This is a genomic window from Thermodesulfobacteriota bacterium (genome assembly GCA_040756475.1).
Taxonomy (GTDB): Bacteria; Desulfobacterota; Deferrisomatia; order Deferrisomatales; family JACRMM01; genus JBFLZB01.
The window spans coordinates 14,361-35,918 of the sequence record JBFLZB010000026.1 but is presented as its reverse complement, the minus strand read 5'-3'; the positions used below and the strand labels follow the sequence as shown (position 1 = coordinate 35,918).

The following is a 21,558-nucleotide window of genomic DNA, read 5'->3' as shown; positions in this document are numbered from 1 at the left end:
CCTTTCAAGCGGTTGCCCACTAGATAGCCCGGTCGGCTCTAGCGAGCCGATGACACGCCCCCCTTGCAGCAAGCACTATGCCATACGACCGCGTACCAGCTGAGTTTTATGCGCGATCGCCCTGGCGGGCGATTGACACGCGATTGACACGGTCTTGGAGCGGCTGGTAGCTTACTTTCCTTCGTGCATCGAATCGGAGGCCGGTTTCCCATGCCCAAGCTGGAGTTTCGAGAGGACCGCTGCAAGAGCTGCGGCCTGTGCGTAGCCTATTGCCCCAAGGAGTGCCTGGAGATCACCGCACGCCTGAATCCCCAGGGATACCGGCCCGTGGGGCTCAAGGAGGGCTCCGAGTGTACCGGGTGCGCGATCTGCGCCCGCATGTGCCCCGACGTGGTGATCGAAGTGTGGAAGTGAGGTGAGGCGGTGAAGAGAACCTTCGAGCGCGGCAACGTAGCGGTGGCCAAGGCCGCCGTGGCGGCGGGGTGCCGGTACTACTACGGTTACCCCATCACACCCCAGAACGAGATTCCCGAGTACCTGAGCCAGGTGCTCCCCTCCCTGGGGGGGCAGTTCGTGCAAGCCGAGAGCGAGGTCGGCTCGATCAACATGCTCCTGGGGACCGGGGCCACGGGCAAGCGCTGCATGACGAGCTCCTCGAGCCCGGGAATCAGCCTCATGCAGGAGGGCTTGAGCTACCTTGCGGGGAGCGAGGTCCCCTGCGTGGTGGTGAACGTGCAGCGATCGGGGCCCGGTCTGGGGGGCATCTCGGCGAGCCAGGGAGACTACTTCCAGGCCACCCGTGGCGGGGGCCACGGAGACTACCGCACCATCGTGCTGGCTCCCGCGTCGGTGCAGGAGATGTACGATCTCACGGTGCTCGCCTTCGACCTGGCCGACCAGTACCGCAGTCCCGTGCTGGTGCTCGCCGACGCCATGCTCGCCCAGATGAAGGAGCAGCTCGAGGAGTGGACCCCCGAGGTGAAGGACTTCGGGAAGGAGGCCTGGGCTCTCACGGGCGCGGCGGGCAGGCCTGCCCGCAAGATCAAGTCGCTCTACCTGGGGGACGGGGAGCTCGCCGAGCACAACTGGCACCTCTCCCGGAAGTACGCCGAGATCCAGGCCCGGGAGGCCCGCGCTCACCTGGAGGTGCCCCAGGGGTGCGAGCTCGCGGTGGTGGCCTTCGGCTCGGCGGCCCGCATCGCCAAGAGCGCCGTGGACCGGGCCAACGCCGAGGGCCGCCGGGTGGGGCTGGTGCGCCCGGTGACGCTGTGGCCGTTTCCCTCGGAGCACCTGGTCCGCCTGGCGGAAAAGGACGTCCCGTTCCTGGCGGTGGAGCTTAACACGGGCCAGATGGTCGAGGACGTGCGCCTGGCGGTGGAGGGCCGCTCTCCCGTGTCCTTTGCAGGGTACCCCCCGGGGTACCTCCCGAGCCCGGACGATGTGTACGAGGAGATCTGCCGGCGGCTCTCCCGCGAGAAGGTCGGAGAAGCAGCATGAAGCCTGTCTTTACGCGTCCCCGCAGCCTCACGGACAAGCCCTTCCACTTCTGCCCCGGCTGCCACCACGGAGTGATCCACCGCCTCGTGGGAGAAGCCATCGACCACTTCGGCGTGCGCGAGAAGACCATCGGCGCCGCCTGCGTGGGGTGCAGCGTCTTTCTCTACGACTATTTCGACATCGACGTGGTCGAGTCGCCCCACGGGCGCGCCCAGGCGGTGGCCACCGGCATCAAGCGATCGAACCCGGAGAAGTTCGTCCTCCTCTACCAGGGCGACGGCGACTTCGCCGCGATCGGGACCTCGGAGAGCATCCACGCCGCCAACCGGGGCGAGAACCTCACCACGATCTTCGTCAACAACGCCATCTACGGGATGACGGGGGGCCAGATGGCCCCCACCACCACGCTCGGCCAGCGCACCACCACCAGCCCCTACGGCCGGGACTTCGCCCAGGACGGTTATCCGATCAAGATGACCGAGATGCTGGCCCAGCTGGAGGGGGTGGGGTTTGCCGCCCGGGTCTCGGTGGACACGCCGGCCCACCACAACCAGACCCGCAAGGCCATCTTCAAAGCCTTCGAGACCCAGATCGAGAAGAGGGGGATGGGGTTCGTGGAGGTGCTCTCGAGCTGCCCCACCAACTGGGGGATGTCGCCCCTGGCTGCGGTGGAGCACATCCAGAAGGAGATGATCCCCTACTTTCCCCTGGGGGTGTTCAAAGAACGCACGGGGACCGACTTTCTCTAGGCCGCAGCGGATGTGCCCCTCGCACCTGCACGGTCCTCATCCACGCACCGGAGCTCCGATGCACCACGACGTCATCCTGGCCGGGTTCGGCGGCCAGGGCATCCTCATGATCGGAAACCTGCTGGCGGTGGCGGGCCTGTGCCAGGGGCTGCGGGCCACCTATTTCCCCTCCTACGGGGTCGAGATGCGGGGCGGCACGGCCAACTGCACCGTGACCCTCTCGACCCAGGAGATCGGGAGCCCCGTCACCAGGAGCCCCCAGGGCCTCATCGCCATGAACGAGCCCTCGGCCGTCAAGTTCGGGCCCCGGGTACGGTCGGGGGGCGTAGCCGTGCTCAACGCCTCCCTCATCGCCCCCACGGTGGTGACGCGGGACGACATCCGGGTGCTCCGGCTGCCGTGCAACGAGGCGGCCCTGGAGCTCGGCGACGGGCGGCTCGCGAGCATGGTCGCCCTGGGCGCCTACGTGCACGCCACGGGTGTGGTGGAGGCGGCCCGGCTCGCGGAGGCCCTTCCCGACGTGCTCCCCGAGAAGCACCACAAGCTCATTCCCTTGAACCTCCGGGCCCTGGAGACGGGCGCACGTCTGGCGTCCGGAGCCTGACGGATCTCAGCGAAACGGGAGGCAGCCATGGTCGAGACCGAGCTCATCCGGGTGGGCGAGAGGATCAAGCAGGTTCGGGAGAAGGCCGGCCTGTCCCTCCAGGAGCTGGCCGAGCGTACGGGATACTCCTCGGCCCTGGTCAACCAGATCGAGAACCACCTCCTGAGCCCGCCCCTGGGTGCCCTGGGAAAGCTTGCCCAGGCCCTGGGCGTGCGCATCGGCGAGCTGTGGGGCGACGAGGCCGCCGAACCCTACGCCATCGTGCGCAAGGGCGACCGGCGCCAGGTCTCGCGATTCGCCTCCAAGGAGGGGGTGGCCTACGGCTATACCTACGAGGCCCTGGGTTTCGGCAAGAAGTCGCGGCACGTGGAGCCCTTCCTCATCACCCTGGAGCCTCCCACCGTGAAGGAGCTCCCGCCCTCGGTCCACGCGGGGGAGGAGTTCCTCTTCGTCCTCTCGGGCCGCATGGAAGTGCTCCTGGCGGGGCATCAAGACATTCTCGAGCCGGGCGACAGCATTCTCTACGACGCCTCGGTACCCCACCGGGTCTCCTGCGCCGGGGGCGAGCCCGCCCAGGTGCTCGCCGTGATCTGGACGCCGGAGGGCTAGCGAAGCGCTGCCTCAGACCGCCGGGGCGAACCCTCCCCGATCCCTTCTCCCGATCGAAATCGAACTCGAAATCGCGATCGGGGTCGATCTCGATTTGGGCCGTGCATCCGGGGGCTCCTTGCTGATCCTCAAGCCCCGGCGCGCTCCCGCCGATCCGTATGTCCGGAGACCTCACAGGAGAGGAGCGCAGCATGGCGGCGAACCCGGGCATCCTGACCGACGTGGGCACCAACGAGCTGGAGATCGTGGAGTTCTTCGTGGACGGCCGGCCCTACGCCATCAACGTGGCGAAGGTCCGGGAGATCATCCGGCCCGGCGCGATCATGGCGGTGCCCGGCTCCCACCCCTGCATGACCGGCGTCTTCCGCAACCGCGAGGACGTGATCCCCCTGGTGGATCTGGGCAAGTGGCTGGGGAGCGCCACGGCGGTCGACTCCCAGCAGGCCAAGGTGATCGTGGCGGAGTTCAACCTCATGAAGGTGGGGTTTCTCGTCCACGGCGTGAGCCGCATCCACCGCCTCACCTGGGACGACCTGGAGACCCCCGGACGGGGTAGCATGACCGAGAGCCGCTCGGCCCTGGGGTACATGCGGCTCGGCAAGGGCAGCGACGAGGGCGAGCGCATCGTCTTCCTCCTGGACTTCGAGCGCATCGTGGCCGAGCTCAATCCCTCGGTGGCCCCGGCTCCGACACCCGCTGCCCCCGGCGACGCGGAGCGGCGCCACGGCCGCACCGTCCTCATCGCCGAAGACAGCGGCCTCATCCGAAAGCTCATGCGGCAGGAACTCGAGGGGGGAGGATACACCGTGGTCGTGACCACCGACGGCCAGGAGGCCTGGGAGCGGGTCTCCGGCGGGCCGCCGGTGGACGTGGTCATCTCCGACATCGAGATGCCGCGGATGGACGGTCACCACCTCACCCGCCGCATCAAGACCGACGAACGCCTGCGCGCCATCCCCGTCGTGCTCTACTCCTCCATGATCTACGAGGAAATGCGCAAGAAGGGAGAGGCCGTGGGGGCCGACGCCCAGATCTGCAAGCCAGACATCTCCCGCCTCCTCCAGACCGTGGACGGACTGCTCTTTCCCTGATCTGCCCATGACCTTCGGTCACCCCGAGGAATGAAGGACGGTCCGTCCACCCTCGTCCCAGGCGCCTCTCCCATCCAGGGAGAGGCGCCTGAAGGAGAGGGAACTTCTTTATGGAAGCAAAAAAGGGCCCCGGCCGTTCTGCGGCCGGGGCCTTCGTGCAGGTGCTGCGGGGGATGCGGCGATCAGTGGGCGAGGAAGCCCCACACGATCAGGCCGATGCAGATCAAGCCGATGCCCAGGGCCACGGCTCCGAAGAGGTGGCCGAAGAGGTCCTCCAGGGGGTGGGCCGGCTTGGCCTCCAGGGCCTCGAGCCGCCCCTCCCGCTTCAGTCGCTCGACCCAGTCGGCCCGTTCCTCGTACATCTCCCACTTGGGCAGGCGCCCGCGGAAGATCACCATGTCCATGGGGAACTTTCCGGGCCGGAAGTGGGTGTTGAAGAAGTGGACGGTGAAGATGAAGCCGGTGGCGAGCAGCGCCTCGTCGCTGTGGACGATGATGGCCACGTTGAAGACCCACCCCGGCATGAACCGGCCGAAGAACTCGGGGAACCATAGGAGCAGCCCCGACCCGCCGATGGCAAACATACCCCAGAAGACCGCGAGGAAGTCGAACTTCTCCCAGTAGGTCCATCGCTCGAACTGGGGTTCCTTGCGCCCCCCGAAGAACCACCGGAACATGGCCGTGATGTCGGTGACGTCGCGCAGGGTGGGGAAGAGAGAGTCGGGCCCGAAGAGCCTTTGCAGCGGGGTCTGGCTGAGCTTCTTGAAGAACAGGAAGTACACGATGTACGCCATGCACGAGCCGAAGTACACGAAGGTGATCATGGCGCAGTACCGGTGGATGTCCCCCGCCATGTGGGGCCCGCCCAGCAGGTCCATGAGGGCTCCTGCCCACGGGGCCCGGTGGAACTTGAGGGGCAGGCCGGTCACCACGAGCCCGAGGAAGCTCACGACCATCAAGATGTGCAGCAGCATGTCGAACCAGGAGAACCGCCGGTAGGGGCGCAGCGGCTCGTCCACGTGGGAGTGCGCGAAGTTCCCTTCCAACAGCTTCTCGCGCCGGGACCAGTAGGCCTTGCGCCACCACAGCAGGGTGTGGATCCAGAACACGGCGAAGACCGTGACGAGCAGGCTCGTCATGGTCATGTAGGTCCAGTACAGGATGGGGTAGTTCTCGCGGTCGTGATAATCGGCGTGGGCCAGGAATTGGGAGAACCGGATCGTGCTGCCGGGGTGGCAGGCCCCGCAGGTCTCGGTGAGGTTTTCGGGGTGGATGCTCGAGCGCGGGTCCTCCCCGGAGAAGACCCCGTGGGCCATGTGGCAGTCGGCGCAGCCCGCGGCCAGCCCCGACCCCAGACGTTCCACCTTGCCGTGGTAGCTGTCTTCGTAGGTCTTCACGGCAATGGGCAGCACGTTGTTGCGCGCCATCATCTCCGCGTCGGCGTGGCAGCGCTGGCAGCTCCGGGTGTGGAAGACCACGTAGTCGTGGGTGCCGGGCTCACCCACGGGCTCGATCCGGTGCAGCCCGTGGCAGTCGGCGCAGGAAGCGGAATCGGCGTTGCCCTTCGCCACCGCCTGGCCGTGTACGCTGGCCAGGTAGTCGCTGCCGTCGTGGCACCCCAGGCACTTGTCCACGCCGACCTGCTTGTTTCCTTCCCACTTCTGGATGGCGTGGACCTCGGAGTGGCAGTCGGCGCACTTGATGTCGTTGATCATGTGCACCGACGCGAAGTGCTCGCGGCCTTCGTCCGGGTGGCAGCGGTGGCAGGTCTCTGCCTTCTGTTGGGTGGCCGACCCGCAGGTCTCGTGGTCGGCGATGTCGATCACGTCGAAGTGGCAGCTGTTGCAGGCGTGGCGCCCGTGGACCGAGGTGTTGAAGGCCTCGTAGTCGATCTCGTCGTGGCACTCGATACACTGGCTGTCGTCGATGCTGCCGTGGGCATAAGGAATCCACGGCGAAGCCGCGAGGGTCAGTGCGAGCAGGAGGGCAGCGGACAAAGCGGGAAAGATTCTCTTCGTCATAGGGAGACTCCCCCATCGCAAGCGTGAAGGCAAATGAAAACAAGACACGTGGGCGCCCGAGTTGAACATGCGGAAATCATCATCATTTCGATAAGGCTCCCTCCTCTCAATTGCACACAAAGTTCCTGTGGAAGTTTTCACAGGCCAAATCGAGAACTGTTTTCAGGTGATTGCGGCAACCATTTGGTTCCGCACCCCAGCGACACCCAATATCAAGAACCGTCCCTTTTGCGCAAGGCAAAAGAAAGCCCACGATCCCCCGCCTGGGCGAAGAGCAGGTTCGGGGAACCCCTACGCTGCGCCGCGCGATCTGCGACGTTCGGAAGGAGGGTCTCAAAGGGAGGCGGTGCGCCGAGCCGCACCGATTTCGTTCGGGCTGCCGCGCCCACGGCGAATCCGGTCTGCCGGGGCGCTTGACGCCTCGCGGCGCGCCGAGCTAGGGTATCGCGCTTTGCGCCCCTGGAGACACCATGCCGCTGGATTTCCACCCAGCCCTGGCCGATGGCCGCATTCGGGCCGTGGCCCACCCGGATCGGGTTGCCGCGCTCCTGGCGCGCCTGGCGGGGCGCCCGTGCTTCGCCTGCGTGGTGGCGTCCACCGATACCGCCGAGATCCCGAGCATCTCCGCGGCGGGGGAGACCCCGGAGAAGCGGCGCTACACCGCAGCCCTGGACAGCGAGTTCCTGGTCTTCGGCCGTCCCGTCACCCGGCCGGAGATCCCGCGAAACCCCCTGGGCCCTCCCAGCCCGGTGGTGATCACCCGGGCTGGTCTTGGCCTGGCGGGTATCGAGCCCATCATCATCGACGCGGGCACCCGGGTGCCTCCCCAGACACCGCGGTTGGTCCTGGGGGGACACCCCGGCCGGTGCATCACGACCGGCGGCGCGCTCGAGTGGTCCCCCCGGCTGGGGGAGTGCGCGCGGCAGGCGGGCCGTCTGCTCGCGTCCCTGGCGCCCTGGGTCGTCCTGGCCGAGTCGGTGCCCGGGGGAACCACGACGGCCCAGGCCCTGCTGGAGGCCCTCGGCATTCCGGCCCGGGGTCGGGTCTCCTCGTCGTTGCCCGGGGGCAACCATGCGCTCAAGGCGCAGGTGGTCGCCGAGGCGCTGCGGGCGGCGGGGCTCTCCCGGGGCGACGGCGCCCTTCGCGCTACGGCGGCGGTGGGTGACCCCATGCAGCCCGTGGTCGCCCTCATGGCCCTGGAAGCGAGCCGGCACGTGCCGGTGGTCCTGGGGGGGGGGACCCAGATGGCTGCCGTCGCGGCCCTGGCCCTGCGGCTCTGGGAGGAGGGCGAGCCGGGTGAACCCGGCAACCTGGGCATCGCGACGACCCGCTGGGTGGCCGAAGACCCCAGCGCCGACCTGGCCGGGCTCCTGGAGGAGCTCCCCCACCCCGTGCCCGCCGTGGCCGCAGGGCTGGACTTCGGCGGGTCGTCCCTGCTCGACCTGCGCCGGTACGAGGAGGGGCTGGTGAAGGAGGGAGTGGGAGCCGGGGCGGCAGCGCTCGCCTCGTTCCTCGTTTGCGACGTCTCCGCTGCCGCGTTGCTCGCGCGCATCGAGCAGATCACCCGTGGTCTCGGCGCCCTCTAGCACCCTGGCCCCCCAGGATCACGGGGGCGACGCGCGCGCGGCACGGGAGCGCTTCGGCCTCGCCCCCGTGATCGACTTCAGCGCGTCCATCAATCCCCTGGGCACGCCGCCTGGCCTTCGGGAGCACCTCTTCAGCCGCTGGGACGAGGTTCTCCACTACCCCGACCGCACGTGCGGCGCCTGTGCCGAGGCCTTGGGGGAGCGCTTCGGCTTGTCCCGCGACGCGCTGGTGGTGGGCAACGGCTCCGCCGAGCTCATCGGACTGCTCTTGCGGGCCCGGCCCTGGAGGAGGCTCCTCGTCTGCCCTCCGGATTTTCGGCTCTACCGCGCGCTGGCGAACCCCGGCACCGCGGTCGCCGAGATCCCGCGGCTGGAGGAAGAGGGGTTCCTTCCGGACGTGGAGTCCCTGGGGCGCGAAGTCCGCAGCGGGGACCTGGTCCTGTTCTCCCACCCCGGCAACCCGTCCGGGGCCGCCGTCGGTGCGGAGGAGCTCCTGGGGCTCTACCGCCGCAGCGAGGCAGCCGGGGCGGTGCTCGCGGTGGACGAGGCCTTCGCCGACTTCTGCCCGGAGGTCAGCGTGCTGGCCCAGGCCGGCCGTGCGCCGGGGCTCGTGGTGCTGCGGTCGCTGACGAAGTTCTACGGCATTCCCGGGCTGCGCCTCGGTTTCCTCGCGGCCCCTGCGGATCTGGCGCGCACCGTGGCCGGGCTCCAGGTGCCCTGGGCCGTAAACACACTGGCCCAGGCCGCGGGAGCCTACTGCCTCCGGCAAGCCGAGTGGGAAGAGCGGTCCCGCGCTTGCGTGGCCCGTGAGCGAGCCCTTCTCGCGCAGGGGTTGTCTGGGGTTCCCGGGGCCCGGCCGCTTCCTTCCCGAGCCAACTACCTCCTGGTGCGTTTGGCTGCCCCCGGACCGGGGGCGGGCGCCCTCTACGACGCACTGGGCCGCCGGGGCCTCCTGGTGCGGCACTGCGGCAGCTTCGGCCTGGGGGATCGGTACCTGCGCGTGGCGGTGCGCACCGGCGAAGAAAACCGGCAGCTCCTGGCGGCCTGGGCGGAAGCCGCGGCGCCGAGCTAGACCGAGGCCTCCATGCCCTTCACCCCGGCCGACCTCCTCGCCGCCTGGCTCCTCGATGCCGCCATCGGCGACCCCCGATGGATTCCCTGGCCCCACCCGGTCGTCCTCATGGGGCGGGCCGTGAGCCGTCTGGAAGGCTGGCTCTGGCGTCCCGGGGATGCCCCGTGGGGCCGCTTCTGGCGCGGCGCGGTCCTGTGGGCGCTCGTGGTGGCGGGTGCGGCCGCGGCCGCCTGGGGAGGGCTCGCCGTGGCCCACTGGGTTCACCCTTGGATGGGACGCGCGCTGAGCATCTATCTGGCGTACGCCTGCCTGGCTACCCGCGACCTCGACGCGGAGGCCCGGGCGGTTGAGGGATATCTGCACAGGGGGCGGCTGGGCGATGCCCGGTTGCGCCTGGCGCGGATCGTGGGGCGCGACACCCAGCACCTGCCGCCACCGGAGGTGGCCCGGGCGACCGTGGAAACCGTGGCCGAGAACGCCTCCGACGGCGCCGTGGCGCCGCTGCTCTACCTGGGTTTGGGCGGGCTCCTGGGCTGGGGGCCCACCCTGGCGGTAGCCTACAAGGCCGTCAACACCCTGGACTCGTCGGTGGGGTACCGAGACGCCCGGTACGAGCACTTCGGGAAGCTCGCAGCCCGGGCAGACGACGGGGCCAACTGGGTTCCGGCTCGGGTGACCGCCGCGCTGGCCGCGGTGGCGGCGCAAGTGCTCTGGGGCAGCGGCAGGCCCGCGCTGCGCATCGCATGGCGGGACGGCAGACTCCACGCGTCGCCCAACTCGGGGTTTCCAGAGGCGGCCTTCGCGGGGGCGCTGGGAGTCGGGCTCGGGGGAACCAACACCTACCGCGGGGTACCACGCCGCTGCCCCCCCATCGGGGATCCCGGGCCGGAGCTCGGCCCGGTGCACATCGGGCGCGCCCGCGGGCTCCTGTGGGCGGTCTCGGCGCTGGCCCTCGGGCTCGGCATGGCGGCCCTTTGGGCCTGAAGTCGCAAGGCCCGGGGGGTCGGGAGTGGGGCGCGGATCGTCGTTGGGAGAAAGTTCTCCCGAGGGGGGGCATCCGGCCGAAGGGGGGCTGACGCGGGCGTCGCCGCTTCCCCCGTCCCAGTGGTGAAAAAGCCCGTTCGACGGCACGAGGACGACCATGGCGCACGAGGCGGAGGAACGGTATCGGGACAAGTATTTCGGCCTTCTGGAAGAGGTGGAGGCCAAGGAGAAGGAGTGGGACGCGTCCGCGTCCCGGCTCCAGCGCATCCTGGCCCACTTGCTCATCGTGGCGGAAGGGCCGGGGAGCCCGGAGATTTCCGCCGAGCTCAGCACCATCCGGGACAGCTTGCGGTCGGGACTCCACCTGGCGGACCTGGAAGCCCGCGTCGAGACCCTCAAGGGGCGCGTGCTCCGGGAGACGCGGTGGGTCGGGCCGGAGGTGGCCAGCCTGCCCCCCGTGCACCAGATCCTCATCCACCTGGTGGAGCGGCTTCCCCTGCCGCCGGAGCTCTCCGAACCCGCCGTCTCCCTGGTGGAGGAGCTCGAGGCGGGCATCTCTCCCGATGCCCTCCCCGACGCCATCGACGCCGTGGCCGGGCTGGTCTATCAGATCCGGGTCCGCATGCAGCAGGAGAAGCGGGAGTTGGAGGCCCTGCTCCACGAGGTGACCCAGCGCCTCCAGGAGATGGACCGCAACCTCGGGCAGGCCCATGAGGAAGCCGTTGCAGGATTCGCGTCGAACCGCTCCCTGGACTCCCTGGTCCGCGCCGAAGTCCAGGAACTCGAGGCCGGCAGCCGGGGCGCCACCGACCTGGACACCCTGCGCCGCTCCGTGGGGACGACCCTGGAGTCGATCCGACACCACCTGGAGGAAAAGCGCACGGAGGACGAGCAGCGGGAGCAGAGGCTCCAGCAGGAACTGGAGAGCCTGCGCCGCAGCGTCTCCGTATTGGAGGGGGAAGTCGACCAGCACCGGGAGAGGACCCGCCAAGCCCGGGAGCAGAGCCTCAAGGACCCGCTGACGGGTTGTTGGAACCGGCTGGCCTACCAGGAGCGCTCCGAGGCGGAGTACGCCCGGTGGCGACGCTACCGCGCTCCCCTGTCCCTGATCGTCTTCGACCTGGACCGGTTCAAGAGCATCAACGACACCTTCGGCCACCGGGCAGGGGACAAGGTGCTCGCCACCGTCGCCCAACTGGCTGGCAACCAGCTGCGCCAGGTGGACTTCTTCGCCCGGTACGGCGGGGAGGAGTTCGTGGCGCTCCTGCCCGAGACCGGGCTGGAGTCCGCCCGCACCGTCGCCGAGAAGGTGCGTCGCGCCGTCGAGGCCTTCCGGTTCCACTTTCGGGGCCGCCGGGTGCCCCTCACGGTTTCGTGCGGCCTGACCGAGTTGGGCGACGGGGACACCGTGGAGACGGCCTTCGAGCGGGCCGACCGGGCCCTGTATGCGGCCAAGGCCCAAGGCCGAAACCGCACCGTGAGTCAGGAGGCGGGGTCCACTGCCTCCTGACCAACTGCCCGGCCGCGGTCTTTACATCTTCCCGCCGGGTCCAGTATAAGAGCGGCTCTCCGGGCAGCTCAGGAGGTGTGCGTGATCGCGACGGCGGTGTACCCCGGCAGCTTCGACCCCATCACCAACGGGCACGTGGACATCATCCTGCGGGGCGCCGAGGTGTTCGACCGGCTCCGGGTTCTGATCGCGGTAAACAGCGAGAAGAAGACGATGTTCCCGCTGGAGGAGCGCATGGCGCTCATGCGGGAGGTCTTCCGCGACCACCCCCGCGTGGAGATCGACGCCTTCGAGGGGCTCCTGGTGAGCTACATGAAGGCCCACGGGATTCGGGTGGTGATCCGCGGCCTTCGGGCGGTATCCGATTTCGAGTACGAGTTTCAGATGGCCCTGATGAACCGCAAGATCTACCCGGAGGCGGAGACCTTCTTCCTCGCGGCCCGCGAGAACTACTCCTACGTGAGCTCGCGCATACTGAAGGAAGTGTTTCGCCTCGGGGGGTGCATCTCCGATCTGGCGCCCCCCGTGGTCATCGAGGCCCTGCGGAAGAAGTGCGCGCTCGAGACGAGCCGCTAGAAGAGGAGGAGTCGATGAAGTTGAGTCGCCGCGCCGAGCAGATTCAGCCCTCGGCCACCCTGGCCATCGATGCCAAGGCCAAGCAGATGCGCGCCGAGGGAATCGACGTGCTGGGGTTCGGGGCCGGGGAGCCCGACTTTCCCACGCCGGCCCACATCGTGGACGCGGCCATTGCCGCCCTGCGGGCCGGAGATACGCGCTATACCCCCGTGGGCGGCACGGTGGAGCTCAAGAGCGCCATCTGCCGCAGCCTGGAGCGAGACTACGGGCTCACCTACGGGGCGGGGGAGGTGACGGCGTCCTGCGGGGCCAAGCACACCCTGTTCAACCTCTTCCTGGCCCTGCTCGACGAGGGCGACGAGGTCGTCGTCCCCAGTCCCTTCTGGGTGAGCTATCCGGAACAGATCCAGGTGGCGGGGGCCACAGCCGTCCTCGTTCCCACCCGGGAGGACGAGGGGTTTCGGCTGCGTCCCGAGGCGCTGGAGTCTGCCCTCACCCCCCGAACCCGGGCGGTGGTGCTCAACAGCCCGTCCAACCCCACGGGGGCCATGTACGGCCGCGACCACCTGGCGGCCCTGGCCGAGGTGCTCCGCCCCCGCGACGTCCTGGTGGTCAGCGACGACATCTACCAGAAACTCGTGTACGGGGGAGAGCGCTTCGTGGGGCTGCTGGAGGTCGCACCGGACCTGCGGGACCGGATGGTGATCGTCAACGGGGTGTCCAAGTCCTATGCCATGACGGGGTGGCGCATCGGGTACGCGGCAGGGCCGGCGGCTCTGATCTCGGCCATGGAGAAGCTCCAGAGCCAGGCGACCTCGAACCCCACCAGCTTTGCCCAGAAGGCGGCGGCAGTGGCGCTTACCGGGCCCCAGGGGTGCGTGGACGAGATGGTGGCGGCGTTCTCCCAGCGCAGGGACTTTCTCGTCAAGGGGCTCAACGGGCTCCCCGGGGTGCGCTGCCCCCTCCCGCAGGGGGCCTTCTACGCGTTCCCCAACGTCTCGGGCCTCTACGGGAGCCGCTTCGCAGATGCGGAGATCCGCACCTCCTTCGACCTTGCCCGGTTTCTCCTCGACGAGGCGCGGGTTGCCGTGGTCCCCGGTGCGCCCTTCGGCTCGGACGACCACGTGCGGTTTTCCTATGCCACGTCCCTCGAGGTTCTGGGCGAGGGGCTGTCCAGGCTGGAAGCGGCCATCGCGCGCCTCGGCCGGCCGTGAGTCGCAGGGCCCCAGGGGCCGGAAGGGTGCAGGCGCGATTCCACGTCCTGTGCGACGAGGAGCTCCTGGACCTCCTGTACACGGCCGGCGACCGCCTTCCCCGGGCCGCGGCGGACGAGCTCGTGCGGCGGGGCTCCCGGCTGCTGCCGACCCTGGCGGAGATCGTGGGCGACAAGGTCGCCTGGACCCAGCCCCTCCCCGAGTGGTGGGCGGTGGTGCATGCGACCTACGCGCTGGGGGCGATGGAGACCCCCGACGCCCTGGTGCCCCTGCTCACGGCGCTCCGATGGGCCGATGCCTTCGACTGCGACTGGGTCACCGAGGATCTGCCGAGCATCTTCGGCCGCCTCGGGCCGCCAGCCTTCGACCCGCTCCGGGCTGTGGTGCAGGATCCCACCGCCGGCCCCGGGGCGCGCTCCATCGCTTTGGCGTCCCTGGGGGCCATTGCGCTCACGGCGGAATACCTGAGGGAGCCGGCGGTCGGTTTGGCCGCTCCGCTCCTTTCCGACGGCTCCCAGGATCTCTACCTGCGCCAGACAGCCGCCAACATACTTGTGGATCTGCGCGCCCAGGGCCACCGGGACCTCCTGGTCGCCTTCGGGCGGGAGGAGGTCGCACGGCACAAGGAAGACGGGGAGTACCAGGGGGTCTTTTACGACTGGGAGGTGGACGACCTCCTGGCGCAGGCCCAGGAGGCCGCCCTGGAGTACTACCGGCATGACTGGATGAGCTTCTACGATGCCGACGAGATGGAGCGCCGGCAGGAGCGGTGGGCGCGGGAGCAGGACGAAGCCCAGGACGAGGAGACGGCCGCGCCGGCGCCGGGCCCTCGCGACGGCCGTGCCCCGTGTCCCTGTGGCTCCGGCCGCCCCTACGCCGAGTGCTGCTACCTCAAGATGCACTGAGGGGGGGATTCCAGGCGGGGGCGGGCGCCGGTGCTCCGGTAGCGGGCCACGTCCGCCAGGATGCGGGCGTGGTCGAAGCACAGGGGTGAGGGAAGGGCGTCCCAGGGCCAGACCCGAGCCTCCGCCGCGTCGTCTCCCCCCCGGGGCTCTCCCTGCGCATCGGCCAGATACACCGTGCTCACGGTGGGGAAGCGGGGGTCCCGGGCCGGGTCGGAGTACGTGAAGAACTGCTCGGTCAGCCGCACGGCGAGGCCGGTCTCCTCCGCAGCCTCCCGGCGCGCCGCGTCCTCCAGGCTCTCCCCGGCATCCACGAAACCTCCGGGCAGGGCCCATCCCAATGGCGGGTTGCGGCGCCGCACCAGCACGACCCCTCCCCCACACGAGGCCACCACGTCGACGGTGGGCAGGGGGTTGTTGCGGGGGGGGCGGATCACGTGCCCTCGCCCTTGGAGCGCTCCACCGCCTTCGAAAAGAAGTCCTCCGCCGTCCATGCCTCGCCGCGTCGGTAGGCCAGCACCCCGGACAGGAACTTCAGGCCGCCCTCGGGAAGCACGTCCTCGCCCGGGTATGGTTGCTGTTCCACCCGGGAGCGGATCTCCTGGAGGAACCGGTCTCTCTCCTCGTCCCCGGCGCCGGGCATGGCCACCGCGAAGGTGGATCCGAAGCAGCGCCCGATGATGTCCTGCTTGCGTGCGCCCGTGCGGATGGCCTGGGCCGCCTGGCGCAAGACCTCGTCCCCGTGTTTGTGCCCCAGCAGCTCGTTGTAGCGCGCGAAGTTCTCGATGCTGAAGACCGCCAGGGCCAGGGGCCGCCCCGCGACCCGGGCGTGATCGATCTCGCCCTGGAGGAGCTTCTTGAAGTGGAAGAACGTGAAGAGCTGGGTCAGGTGGTCGGTGATCTCGAGCTCGTCGGCGTAGAGCCGCAGCTGCTGGTACAGCTTGGCGTTCTCGATGGCAGCCGCGGCCTGGCTGGTGAAGAGCTCCAGGCCTTCGATCACCTCGTCGGGAATGGGGGCCTTGCTGAGCTGGTTGTCGAGGGCCACCACGCCCAGACACTCGTTGCCCACGATCATGGGAAGCACCACGAAGCTGCGGCTTCGCAGGGCCTTGAGCTCGGAGTAGGGGGGGGCCAGGCGAAGCTCCCGGGGCAGCTCCTGGGCGTTGGCCACACGGTAGGTCTTGCGCTTGAGGAACGACTGGGCGATGGACCCGCCCTCGGGTCCTACGGGCAGAGAGAGCGCTTCCGGGGGCTCGTCGTGATTTCCGATGGCGCCCTTGCACTCCAGCACGGTGCCCTCCGGGTTGGGCAGGAAGATGAAGATGCGGTCCAGGCCCAGCACCTCGTGGGCGGCTCCCAGGATGGTATGGATCCGATCCTTCAGAGCCAGGGACTTCTGCATCCCGAGGGACACCTCGTGCAGTTTCTTGAGATTGCGGTTCGCCGCCTCCATCTGGTTCGATAGCGCCAGCTTCTCTCGATAGTAGGGCTTGATGACGTATGAAAAGGACAGCGCGGTGCTCAGCACGATGGCGAGCGCCAGGACGCCGCACGCGAGGAGGATGTACTTTCGGAGGCTCGCGGCCGCGCTGTAGGTGGCGGTGGTGGGCTCGTCCACCCCCACGATCCAACCCAGATCGGGCAGCACCTGGAACGCCACCACGTGGGGCTCTCCCAGGCACTGGACCAGGCCGATGCCCGCCTCGTAGCGCCCGACCACGCTCCGGAGCGGTACCTTGTGGCCCGTGCCCCGGTCGCCCATCTGCGAGATGGCCTGGGTGACCGACGTGAGCTCGATCTCCACGTCCCCGAAGGGCAGACACTTGTCGATGTACGTCTGATACCGGGGATCGGGGTTGGTGACGAACTGGCCGTCCCGGTCCAGGACCCAGGCGGTGCCCGTCTTCCGGAGCTTTGCGCTCAGGACGGCCCGTTCCAGGCTTGCTCCCTCCCCGCCGGCGCCCACCACACCGGAGACGACGTTGGCGAGATCCTGCGCGTGACTGAGCAGCCGGGTCTTTACCTCGTCCTCGCTGAGCTTGATCACGACTACGGCGACCAGGAGCGACGCTGCCGCCACGATGGCCGCGGAGACCGTGATGAGGCGAAGGCCGAGCCCGCGGGAGAGCAGTTCCATGGAGTCTTTCCGTGTGATGGGTGTCCGAAGTCCTCCGGCAGGCCCCGCCCGCCCGCCAATCCCCCAAGCCCTATGCCCTACGCCCTATGCCCTATGCCCCATGCCCGATCACATCTTGTGGCAGCCGGCGCAGCCGCCTGCCACGGGGCTGAGCTTCTCGCTGTCGGTGGCGTGGGGCTCGTGGCAGCTCCGGCAGGTCAGGTTGCCTGCGGCATCCACGGTCATCCCGGCAACGGCGAACTTGGGCGCCCGGCCCACGGGGTGCCGGTGGCGCGCCATGGCCTCTTCGTCGTGGCACAGGGTGCAGAGCTTCCCGCCGGTTTCCTTGAGGAGATACTCCGCGTTGTCGCCGGCGTGGGGTTCGTGGCATCCGGAGCAGCGCCCCTCCTGGAACGGCACGTGCTGTACGAATCGGGAGGACAGCGCCTTGAGCTCCTCGTGGCACGACAGGCACATGTCGCCCTCGGGCAGGCGGATCTGGAACTTGAAGGGCGAGCTGTGGGGGCTGTGGCAAAGCGTGCACAGGCCCATGGCCACCGGGCCATGGAGGTAGGGCCTGGCGAACTTGTCACGGATGTCGTCGTGGCAGGAGAAGCACAGGTCCGACCCCTCTGTTACGAGGTCGTACTTGTGTGGCTTGCTCGTGAAGTCGTGGCAGGGGCTGCAACCGCCCACGGGAATGGGCCCGTGCACGTAGGCCACGCCCCCCAGGTCGGAGTGGCAGCGCAGGCAAAAGGTCGTCATCACCTCGATCTCGCCGGCTCCCTCCGCGTCCATGGCGTGACAGGGGCTGCACCGTGCCTCTCGATCGGGGGTGTGGAACTTGTACTCGGGGAAGGCGATCTCCAGGCCTTCCCCCATTCGAGGTTCCCGGAAGATCACGACGGCCTGGGTGGCCTCGGAGCCGCCCTTGCGATACCGGATCTCGATGAAGTTCGAGCCCAGGCTCAGGGGCGTGAGCACCCAGAACATTCTGCCGTAGGCAATGGCCTGGCGCTCGCTCCCGCCGTTGAGGCGCAGGGTGAACGGGCCCTCGTGCCCGCCGGTGAGCCCCACCACCGAGATGTGGTCGGTGTAGGTCTTGGTGAAGTTGTCGGGGGAGAGCAGCACCACGTCTTCCCTCGTCTGCGCCACGGCGGGGGAGACCGCGCCCTCTTCCACCAGGGTGCGCACCGCCTCGTCGATGCGGCGCGCCGTCTGGTCGTCGTAGCCGACGAAGGTGGCCGCCACGGCTCCGCTGGCGTCCACGAGCACATAGGTGGGCAGCGTGGTCACGTGGAACGTGCGGCTCACCGTGAGCTCCAGGTCCAGCACGATGGGGAAGTTGATGCTGCGCTGGAAGGTGCCGAAGAAGCGGCGCACCCGGGCCAGACCGTAGGTGTCGAGGTTGATCCCCACCACCCGGAGTTTTTCAGACCCGTAGCGGTTTTGGAGGGTGATCATGTGGGGGATTGAGGTCACGCAGCTCGAGCAGTAGATGGAGCCGAAGTCCAACAGGATCGGAACCTTCCCGAGGTACGCGGCGAGATCGAACGTCTCCCCTCCCAGGGTCGTGCCTGTGAAGGGTTGCACTTTCTCCTGGGCGAGTGCCCCTCCCCCGGCCGATGTCAGCAGCAAGAGGAGCAGGAGGGCAGTTCGCCCCGACGCCTGCCGCAGAACGCGAGCCGGCATCATGGGGTCCCCAGGGCCTTTTGGATCACCTCCTCCAGGGTCTCCTTCGAGGCTCGGCCCACCTCGGCAAACGCCACCCGACCGTCGCGACCCACCAGGTACAGGGTGGGGGTGCCCGCCACGCCGTAGGGGTCGGCGGCCAGGAAGGACTCATCGGCGGCGAGTTTGTCGATGAACACGCGGAAGGTGTAACCCTGCTGGGTGACCAAGCCCTGGATGCTCTTCTTCATGGGTTCCCCGTCCATGGCGATCGCAAGGACCTCGAAGCCTTTCTCTCGGTACTCCTGGTAAAGCCTCTCGATGAGCGGCATCTCCGCCTTGCAGGGTTCGCAGAAGATGGACCAGAAGACCAGAAGGTGCACCTTGCGGGGAATCTCTTCGGCGAGATCGTGGGGCTTGCCGTTCAGATCCTCCAGGACGAACACGGGTACCTTGTCCCCCACCTTGAGCATCTCGATGTCGCCGATCATGGGAATGTCCAGCGGCGTGACGTCTGCCGCCCAGGCAAGCGCACCCGCCGTGAGAAGGGCCGAAACCAGTCCCAAAATGCCGAGGTGTTGTTTCCTCATAGCTCTCTCCCCATCGTGAGCGAAGGCACGAGCAGCGGGTCCCTGCCTCCCCGCCGGAGGCACGGTCTCAGCGGGACCTGAACTTGAGCACCCGAGCTTCCGCACCGTCGGCGGCCAGGATGTCCATCCGCCGGGTGATGGCCAGGCCGCGGGGCTCGAAGCGGCCTTCCGGAAGGGTGACCTCGGCCATCAGGCCGCCCCGCCGGTCCAGAACCAGGATGCGGCCCCCGACCGCATCCGAGAGAAACATGCGATAGTACACCGGCTCCACCGCCAGCCCCACCAGGTTCGCGGCTTCTTCTCCCACGGCCGGGACCTCGCGGCTCTCGACCCAGGTGCCGTCCCGGTCGAAGAGCACCAGGCGCGTCCAATCCTGGTTGAGGACCCACAGCCCCCCACGGGCTTGATCTGTATACGCCAACCGGACCGGTTTTTCCAGGTAGTCCCTCCGGCCCCCGGTCCGGCGCTCCCACGCCGCCAGGTACTCTCCTTCCGCCGTGAAGACCTGGATGCGGTCGTTTCCCGTATCCGCCACGTATAGTCGGCCGCGGCCGTCGAAGGCCAGGCCCGTGGGGTGGCGAAAGCGCCCCGCGGCCGAGCCGAGGCTGCCTACCGTATCCAGCACCTTTCCTTCGAGATCGAGTTTCACGAGCCGGTGGTTTCCGCTGTCCACCACCCAGAGGCGGCCCTGCGGGTCGCTGGCAATACCCGTGGGCCGGCGCAACCCCAGCTCGCCCTCTCCGCGGCTCCCCCCGAGGGTCTTGATCCAGCGGCCCCCCTCCGAAAACAGGACCACCGCCTCCCGGCTCCGGTCGAGCACGGCCAGCGTGCCGCCGTCCACAAACGCGAGGTCCACGGGATCGCGCAGCTCGCTGCGTCCCCGGCCCGTCTCCCCGAAGACGTCGTCGAGCAGCCACCCGGCCTCCTGCCCGTGCCCCCCGGTACCCACCAGGGTCCCCAGGAGGGCTGCGACGACGGTGCACAGGACGCGGTTCACAGGCCGTCCCCTACTTGGGCCTTACCTCGAGAAGGATCTCTTCCGCGTCCTCCTCGGGTGCCACGCCGGGCGCGCTCGGAGCGGTCCCCGGGGCCGCCGGAGCCGCGCCTTCCGCCGCCCCCAGGGCCTTGGCGGCCTCCAGCATCCGCTCCACTTCCGCCTCTCGGGCCCGCCGGAACTCCCGGTCCAGGCGGGCGACCAGCCGGGACACGCCCCGGCCCGCCACGTGGTTCTGGGAAGGGCCCTGGTTTACGCCCAGGATCTCCCCCATGGTCGTGCTGGCCCGGGCGTAGGTCTTGCCCGACCACAGGATGTCGCCGCTGTCCACGTCGAGCAGATTGATCTGCAGGGCGAACTCCACCACCTCCGAGTCCTTCTCCATGCCGAAGAGGAGCAGATCGCCCAAGATCAGCGCTTCGGCCCGCAGTTCCTCGCCCATCTTTCGGACGATCTCCCGGTCGAGGCCCTCGGTGTTGCGCAGCTTGAGCTTCTTCATGAGCTCGTTGACGTAGCGGGGTTCCTCCACCGACTCGAAGGTGCCCCGGGTGAGGAGCTCTTGCAGCACGAGGTCGCCCGCGATCCGGGGCGCCTGGGCGCCCTCCACCACGCTGTCGAAGGGCATTACGGCCACCTTCTTCACCTTCCCGTACTGCCGCTGACCGGTGGGCGGCTTCGAGTAGGTCTGGACCGATGCGCCGGCGCACCCCATCGCCACCGCGCAGAGGGCTGCCACCGCCGTAACCAGCATCCGCCTCATCATGTTTCTCCTCCTCGTTCCCGGCTCGGTTTCGGTCGGGACGGCGCCCTGCGGCGCCCCCAAGTTATCAGAACTTGCCCGTGACCTCAATCAGGTAGCGGTGGGAATCCTTCTTGTCGCCCTGGAGCTGCTCTTCGAACTCGTGCTCCAGGTCGATCGTCAGGAGACCCTCCAGAAATTCCATGGAGAACGTATTGCGAAAGTTTCGGATGTCGTCTCCATCGTCCTTCTTGTCCAGCTTGTATTCGAAGCTATACGAGTAGTTGTCCATGAAATCGTAATCGAATGTGACGTTATACGTGTAATCGACCACGGGCCCCTTGTCGTCCTGGCTCTCGTCCGACGCCTTCCGGGTAAGCCCAAGCTCCAGGGACATCCCCTCGGAAAAGTCCGAGAAAGACAGGGTCACGTCGCTGCTGTCGTCGCGCTGGATCGTCGACTCCCCTTCGGCCGGGTCCTTGCTCGTCCGGGTGTAGGTGTGATCCACCGTAAACGTCGTGACGCTTCCGAGCTTCACCTCGTACGTGATGCCCACCTCGAGCTTGCGCTCCGTGTCCGTGGTGCTGGCCAGCAGGTCCCGATCCTCCCGGACGGTGAACGTCGGGGACAGGTCGAGGTTCGGGACCCCCTCGAAGGCCAGTGTGAACTCGGCGTCCCAGTTCCTCGTGTGGGTCGTCTTCGCGCCCTGCTCGGTGGTGGTGTTCCAGGAGCGGGAGGCCGAGAGCTCCACCTGATCCTTCCAGAAGGACGTGTCGAGCTGCACCTCCCACTTATCGTCCACCGACGTCTTGGTCTCCTCTTCGGGGTCCGAGAACCACTCGGTCTTGTCGGTGCGATCGAAGGAAGGCGACAGGGAGAGGTTGGACAGGGGCGAGAAGTCCAGGGCCGACCCGTAGTCGCGGGTGATGCCGTACGAGTCGGAACCGGTGCCCCGCGTGCGCTTGCGCTCGTCGCCGTAGGAGAGGTCGATGCCGATGGTTTCCGTGAGATCGCGGCTGTAACCGGCGTCGCC

21 protein-coding genes are annotated in these 21,558 nt (G+C 68.4%); 13 read left to right on the top strand and 8 right to left on the bottom strand.

The features are described from left to right. The first annotated feature begins 210 nt into the window (after positions 1–210). The 6 genes from AB1578_05910 (at position 211) to AB1578_05885 (ending at position 4,550) form a co-directional block, all read left to right on the top strand. Positions 211–414, top strand: coding sequence for a 4Fe-4S binding protein (locus tag AB1578_05910; GenBank protein ID MEW6487434.1), 204 nt, complete (start codon positions 211–213; stop codon positions 412–414). Between the two features lie 9 nt (positions 415–423). After that, a complete protein-coding gene (gene vorB / locus AB1578_05905) occupies positions 424–1,497 on the top strand; it encodes a 3-methyl-2-oxobutanoate dehydrogenase subunit VorB (GenBank protein ID MEW6487433.1) in 1,074 nt (357 codons plus the stop codon). Next, on the top strand, positions 1,494–2,246 hold the full coding sequence (locus AB1578_05900; GenBank protein MEW6487432.1) for a thiamine pyrophosphate-dependent enzyme: 753 nt from the start codon (positions 1,494–1,496) through the stop codon (positions 2,244–2,246). The genes vorB and AB1578_05900 overlap by 4 nt, the downstream gene beginning before the upstream one ends. 58 nt (positions 2,247–2,304) lie before the next feature. Further along, on the top strand, positions 2,305–2,850 hold the full coding sequence (locus AB1578_05895) for a 2-oxoacid:acceptor oxidoreductase family protein (protein ID MEW6487431.1): 546 nt from the start codon (positions 2,305–2,307) through the stop codon (positions 2,848–2,850). A 27-nt stretch (positions 2,851–2,877) separates the two neighbouring features. Continuing rightward, positions 2,878–3,459, top strand: a complete 582-nt coding sequence (locus AB1578_05890; protein MEW6487430.1) for an XRE family transcriptional regulator — start codon at positions 2,878–2,880, stop codon at positions 3,457–3,459. Positions 3,460–3,650: 191 nt separating this feature from the next. Further along, on the top strand, positions 3,651–4,550 hold the full coding sequence (locus tag AB1578_05885) for a chemotaxis protein (GenBank protein ID MEW6487429.1): 900 nt from the start codon (positions 3,651–3,653) through the stop codon (positions 4,548–4,550). Positions 4,551–4,732: 182 nt separating this feature from the next. On the opposite strand, the gene AB1578_05880 is transcribed toward AB1578_05885, so the two are convergent. After that, a complete protein-coding gene (locus AB1578_05880) occupies positions 4,733–6,571 on the bottom strand; it encodes a cytochrome c3 family protein (protein MEW6487428.1) in 1,839 nt (612 codons plus the stop codon). Between the two features lie 470 nt (positions 6,572–7,041). On the opposite strand from AB1578_05880, the gene cobT reads away from it, so the two are divergent. The 7 genes from cobT to AB1578_05845 all read left to right on the top strand — a co-directional run bounded on the left by cobT (position 7,042) and on the right by AB1578_05845 (position 14,418). Beyond that, a complete protein-coding gene (cobT, locus tag AB1578_05875) occupies positions 7,042–8,157 on the top strand; it encodes a nicotinate mononucleotide-dependent phosphoribosyltransferase CobT (protein ID MEW6487427.1) in 1,116 nt (371 codons plus the stop codon). Then, positions 8,138–9,229 carry a threonine-phosphate decarboxylase gene (locus AB1578_05870; GenBank protein ID MEW6487426.1) on the top strand — a complete coding sequence of 364 codons (1,092 nt, stop codon included), beginning with the start codon at positions 8,138–8,140 and terminating at the stop codon, positions 9,227–9,229. The genes cobT and AB1578_05870 overlap by 20 nt, the downstream gene beginning before the upstream one ends. A gap of 12 nt (positions 9,230–9,241) precedes the next feature. Then, complete coding sequence (gene cbiB / locus AB1578_05865) at positions 9,242–10,213, top strand: adenosylcobinamide-phosphate synthase CbiB (protein ID MEW6487425.1); 972 nt, start codon at positions 9,242–9,244, stop codon at positions 10,211–10,213. A gap of 157 nt (positions 10,214–10,370) precedes the next feature. Next, positions 10,371–11,723 (top strand): diguanylate cyclase, encoded by a 1,353-nt coding sequence (locus tag AB1578_05860; protein MEW6487424.1) that lies wholly within the window; start codon positions 10,371–10,373, stop codon positions 11,721–11,723. Between the two features lie 84 nt (positions 11,724–11,807). Beyond that, complete coding sequence (gene coaD / locus AB1578_05855; protein ID MEW6487423.1) at positions 11,808–12,299, top strand: pantetheine-phosphate adenylyltransferase; 492 nt, start codon at positions 11,808–11,810, stop codon at positions 12,297–12,299. Positions 12,300–12,313: 14 nt separating this feature from the next. After that, positions 12,314–13,513 carry a pyridoxal phosphate-dependent aminotransferase gene (locus tag AB1578_05850; protein MEW6487422.1) on the top strand — a complete coding sequence of 400 codons (1,200 nt, stop codon included), beginning with the start codon at positions 12,314–12,316 and terminating at the stop codon, positions 13,511–13,513. 26 nt (positions 13,514–13,539) lie between these two features. After that, complete coding sequence (locus tag AB1578_05845; GenBank protein ID MEW6487421.1) at positions 13,540–14,418, top strand: SEC-C domain-containing protein; 879 nt, start codon at positions 13,540–13,542, stop codon at positions 14,416–14,418. Here AB1578_05845 and AB1578_05840 read toward each other — a convergent pair. The 7 genes from AB1578_05840 to AB1578_05810 all read right to left on the bottom strand — a co-directional run. Beyond that, positions 14,400–14,852: an NUDIX hydrolase gene (locus AB1578_05840; protein MEW6487420.1), complete on the bottom strand. Its 453-nt coding sequence runs from the start codon at positions 14,850–14,852 to the stop codon at positions 14,400–14,402. The genes AB1578_05845 and AB1578_05840 overlap by 19 nt on opposite strands. Then, the gene (locus tag AB1578_05835; GenBank protein ID MEW6487419.1) at positions 14,849–16,552 is read right to left on the bottom strand and encodes a diguanylate cyclase; all 1,704 of its coding nucleotides are present in this window, start codon (positions 16,550–16,552) and stop codon (positions 14,849–14,851) included. The genes AB1578_05840 and AB1578_05835 overlap by 4 nt, the downstream gene beginning before the upstream one ends. A 108-nt stretch (positions 16,553–16,660) precedes the next feature. Then, a complete protein-coding gene (locus AB1578_05830) occupies positions 16,661–18,124 on the bottom strand; it encodes a cytochrome c3 family protein (protein ID MEW6487418.1) in 1,464 nt (487 codons plus the stop codon). Between the two features lie 98 nt (positions 18,125–18,222). Beyond that, on the bottom strand, positions 18,223–18,792 hold the full coding sequence (locus AB1578_05825; GenBank protein MEW6487417.1) for a TlpA disulfide reductase family protein: 570 nt from the start codon (positions 18,790–18,792) through the stop codon (positions 18,223–18,225). A gap of 67 nt (positions 18,793–18,859) precedes the next feature. Next, positions 18,860–19,789, bottom strand: coding sequence for an NHL repeat-containing protein (locus AB1578_05820; protein MEW6487416.1), 930 nt, complete (start codon positions 19,787–19,789; stop codon positions 18,860–18,862). 10 nt (positions 19,790–19,799) lie between these two features. Continuing rightward, positions 19,800–20,549: a hypothetical protein gene (locus AB1578_05815; GenBank protein ID MEW6487415.1), complete on the bottom strand. Its 750-nt coding sequence runs from the start codon at positions 20,547–20,549 to the stop codon at positions 19,800–19,802. A 64-nt stretch (positions 20,550–20,613) separates the two neighbouring features. Then, on the bottom strand, positions 20,614–21,558 hold a 945-nt coding region (locus AB1578_05810; GenBank protein MEW6487414.1), incomplete at its 5' end, for a hypothetical protein.

Coding starts and splice junctions, on each gene's coding strand:
- AB1578_05910 (MEW6487434.1), top strand. CDS start 211: ATGCCCAAGCTGGAGTTTCGAGAGGACCGCTGCAAGAGCTGCGGCCTG.
- AB1578_05900 (MEW6487432.1), top strand. CDS start 1,494: ATGAAGCCTGTCTTTACGCGTCCCCGCAGCCTCACGGACAAGCCCTTC.
- AB1578_05895 (MEW6487431.1), top strand. CDS start 2,305: ATGCACCACGACGTCATCCTGGCCGGGTTCGGCGGCCAGGGCATCCTC.
- AB1578_05890 (MEW6487430.1), top strand. CDS start 2,878: ATGGTCGAGACCGAGCTCATCCGGGTGGGCGAGAGGATCAAGCAGGTT.
- AB1578_05885 (MEW6487429.1), top strand. CDS start 3,651: ATGGCGGCGAACCCGGGCATCCTGACCGACGTGGGCACCAACGAGCTG.
- AB1578_05880 (MEW6487428.1), bottom strand. CDS start 6,571: ATGACGAAGAGAATCTTTCCCGCTTTGTCCGCTGCCCTCCTGCTCGCA.
- cobT (MEW6487427.1), top strand. CDS start 7,042: ATGCCGCTGGATTTCCACCCAGCCCTGGCCGATGGCCGCATTCGGGCC.
- cbiB (MEW6487425.1), top strand. CDS start 9,242: ATGCCCTTCACCCCGGCCGACCTCCTCGCCGCCTGGCTCCTCGATGCC.
- AB1578_05860 (MEW6487424.1), top strand. CDS start 10,371: ATGGCGCACGAGGCGGAGGAACGGTATCGGGACAAGTATTTCGGCCTT.
- AB1578_05850 (MEW6487422.1), top strand. CDS start 12,314: ATGAAGTTGAGTCGCCGCGCCGAGCAGATTCAGCCCTCGGCCACCCTG.
- AB1578_05835 (MEW6487419.1), bottom strand. CDS start 16,552: ATGGAACTGCTCTCCCGCGGGCTCGGCCTTCGCCTCATCACGGTCTCC.
- AB1578_05825 (MEW6487417.1), bottom strand. CDS start 18,792: ATGAGGAAACAACACCTCGGCATTTTGGGACTGGTTTCGGCCCTTCTC.
- AB1578_05815 (MEW6487415.1), bottom strand. CDS start 20,549: ATGATGAGGCGGATGCTGGTTACGGCGGTGGCAGCCCTCTGCGCGGTG.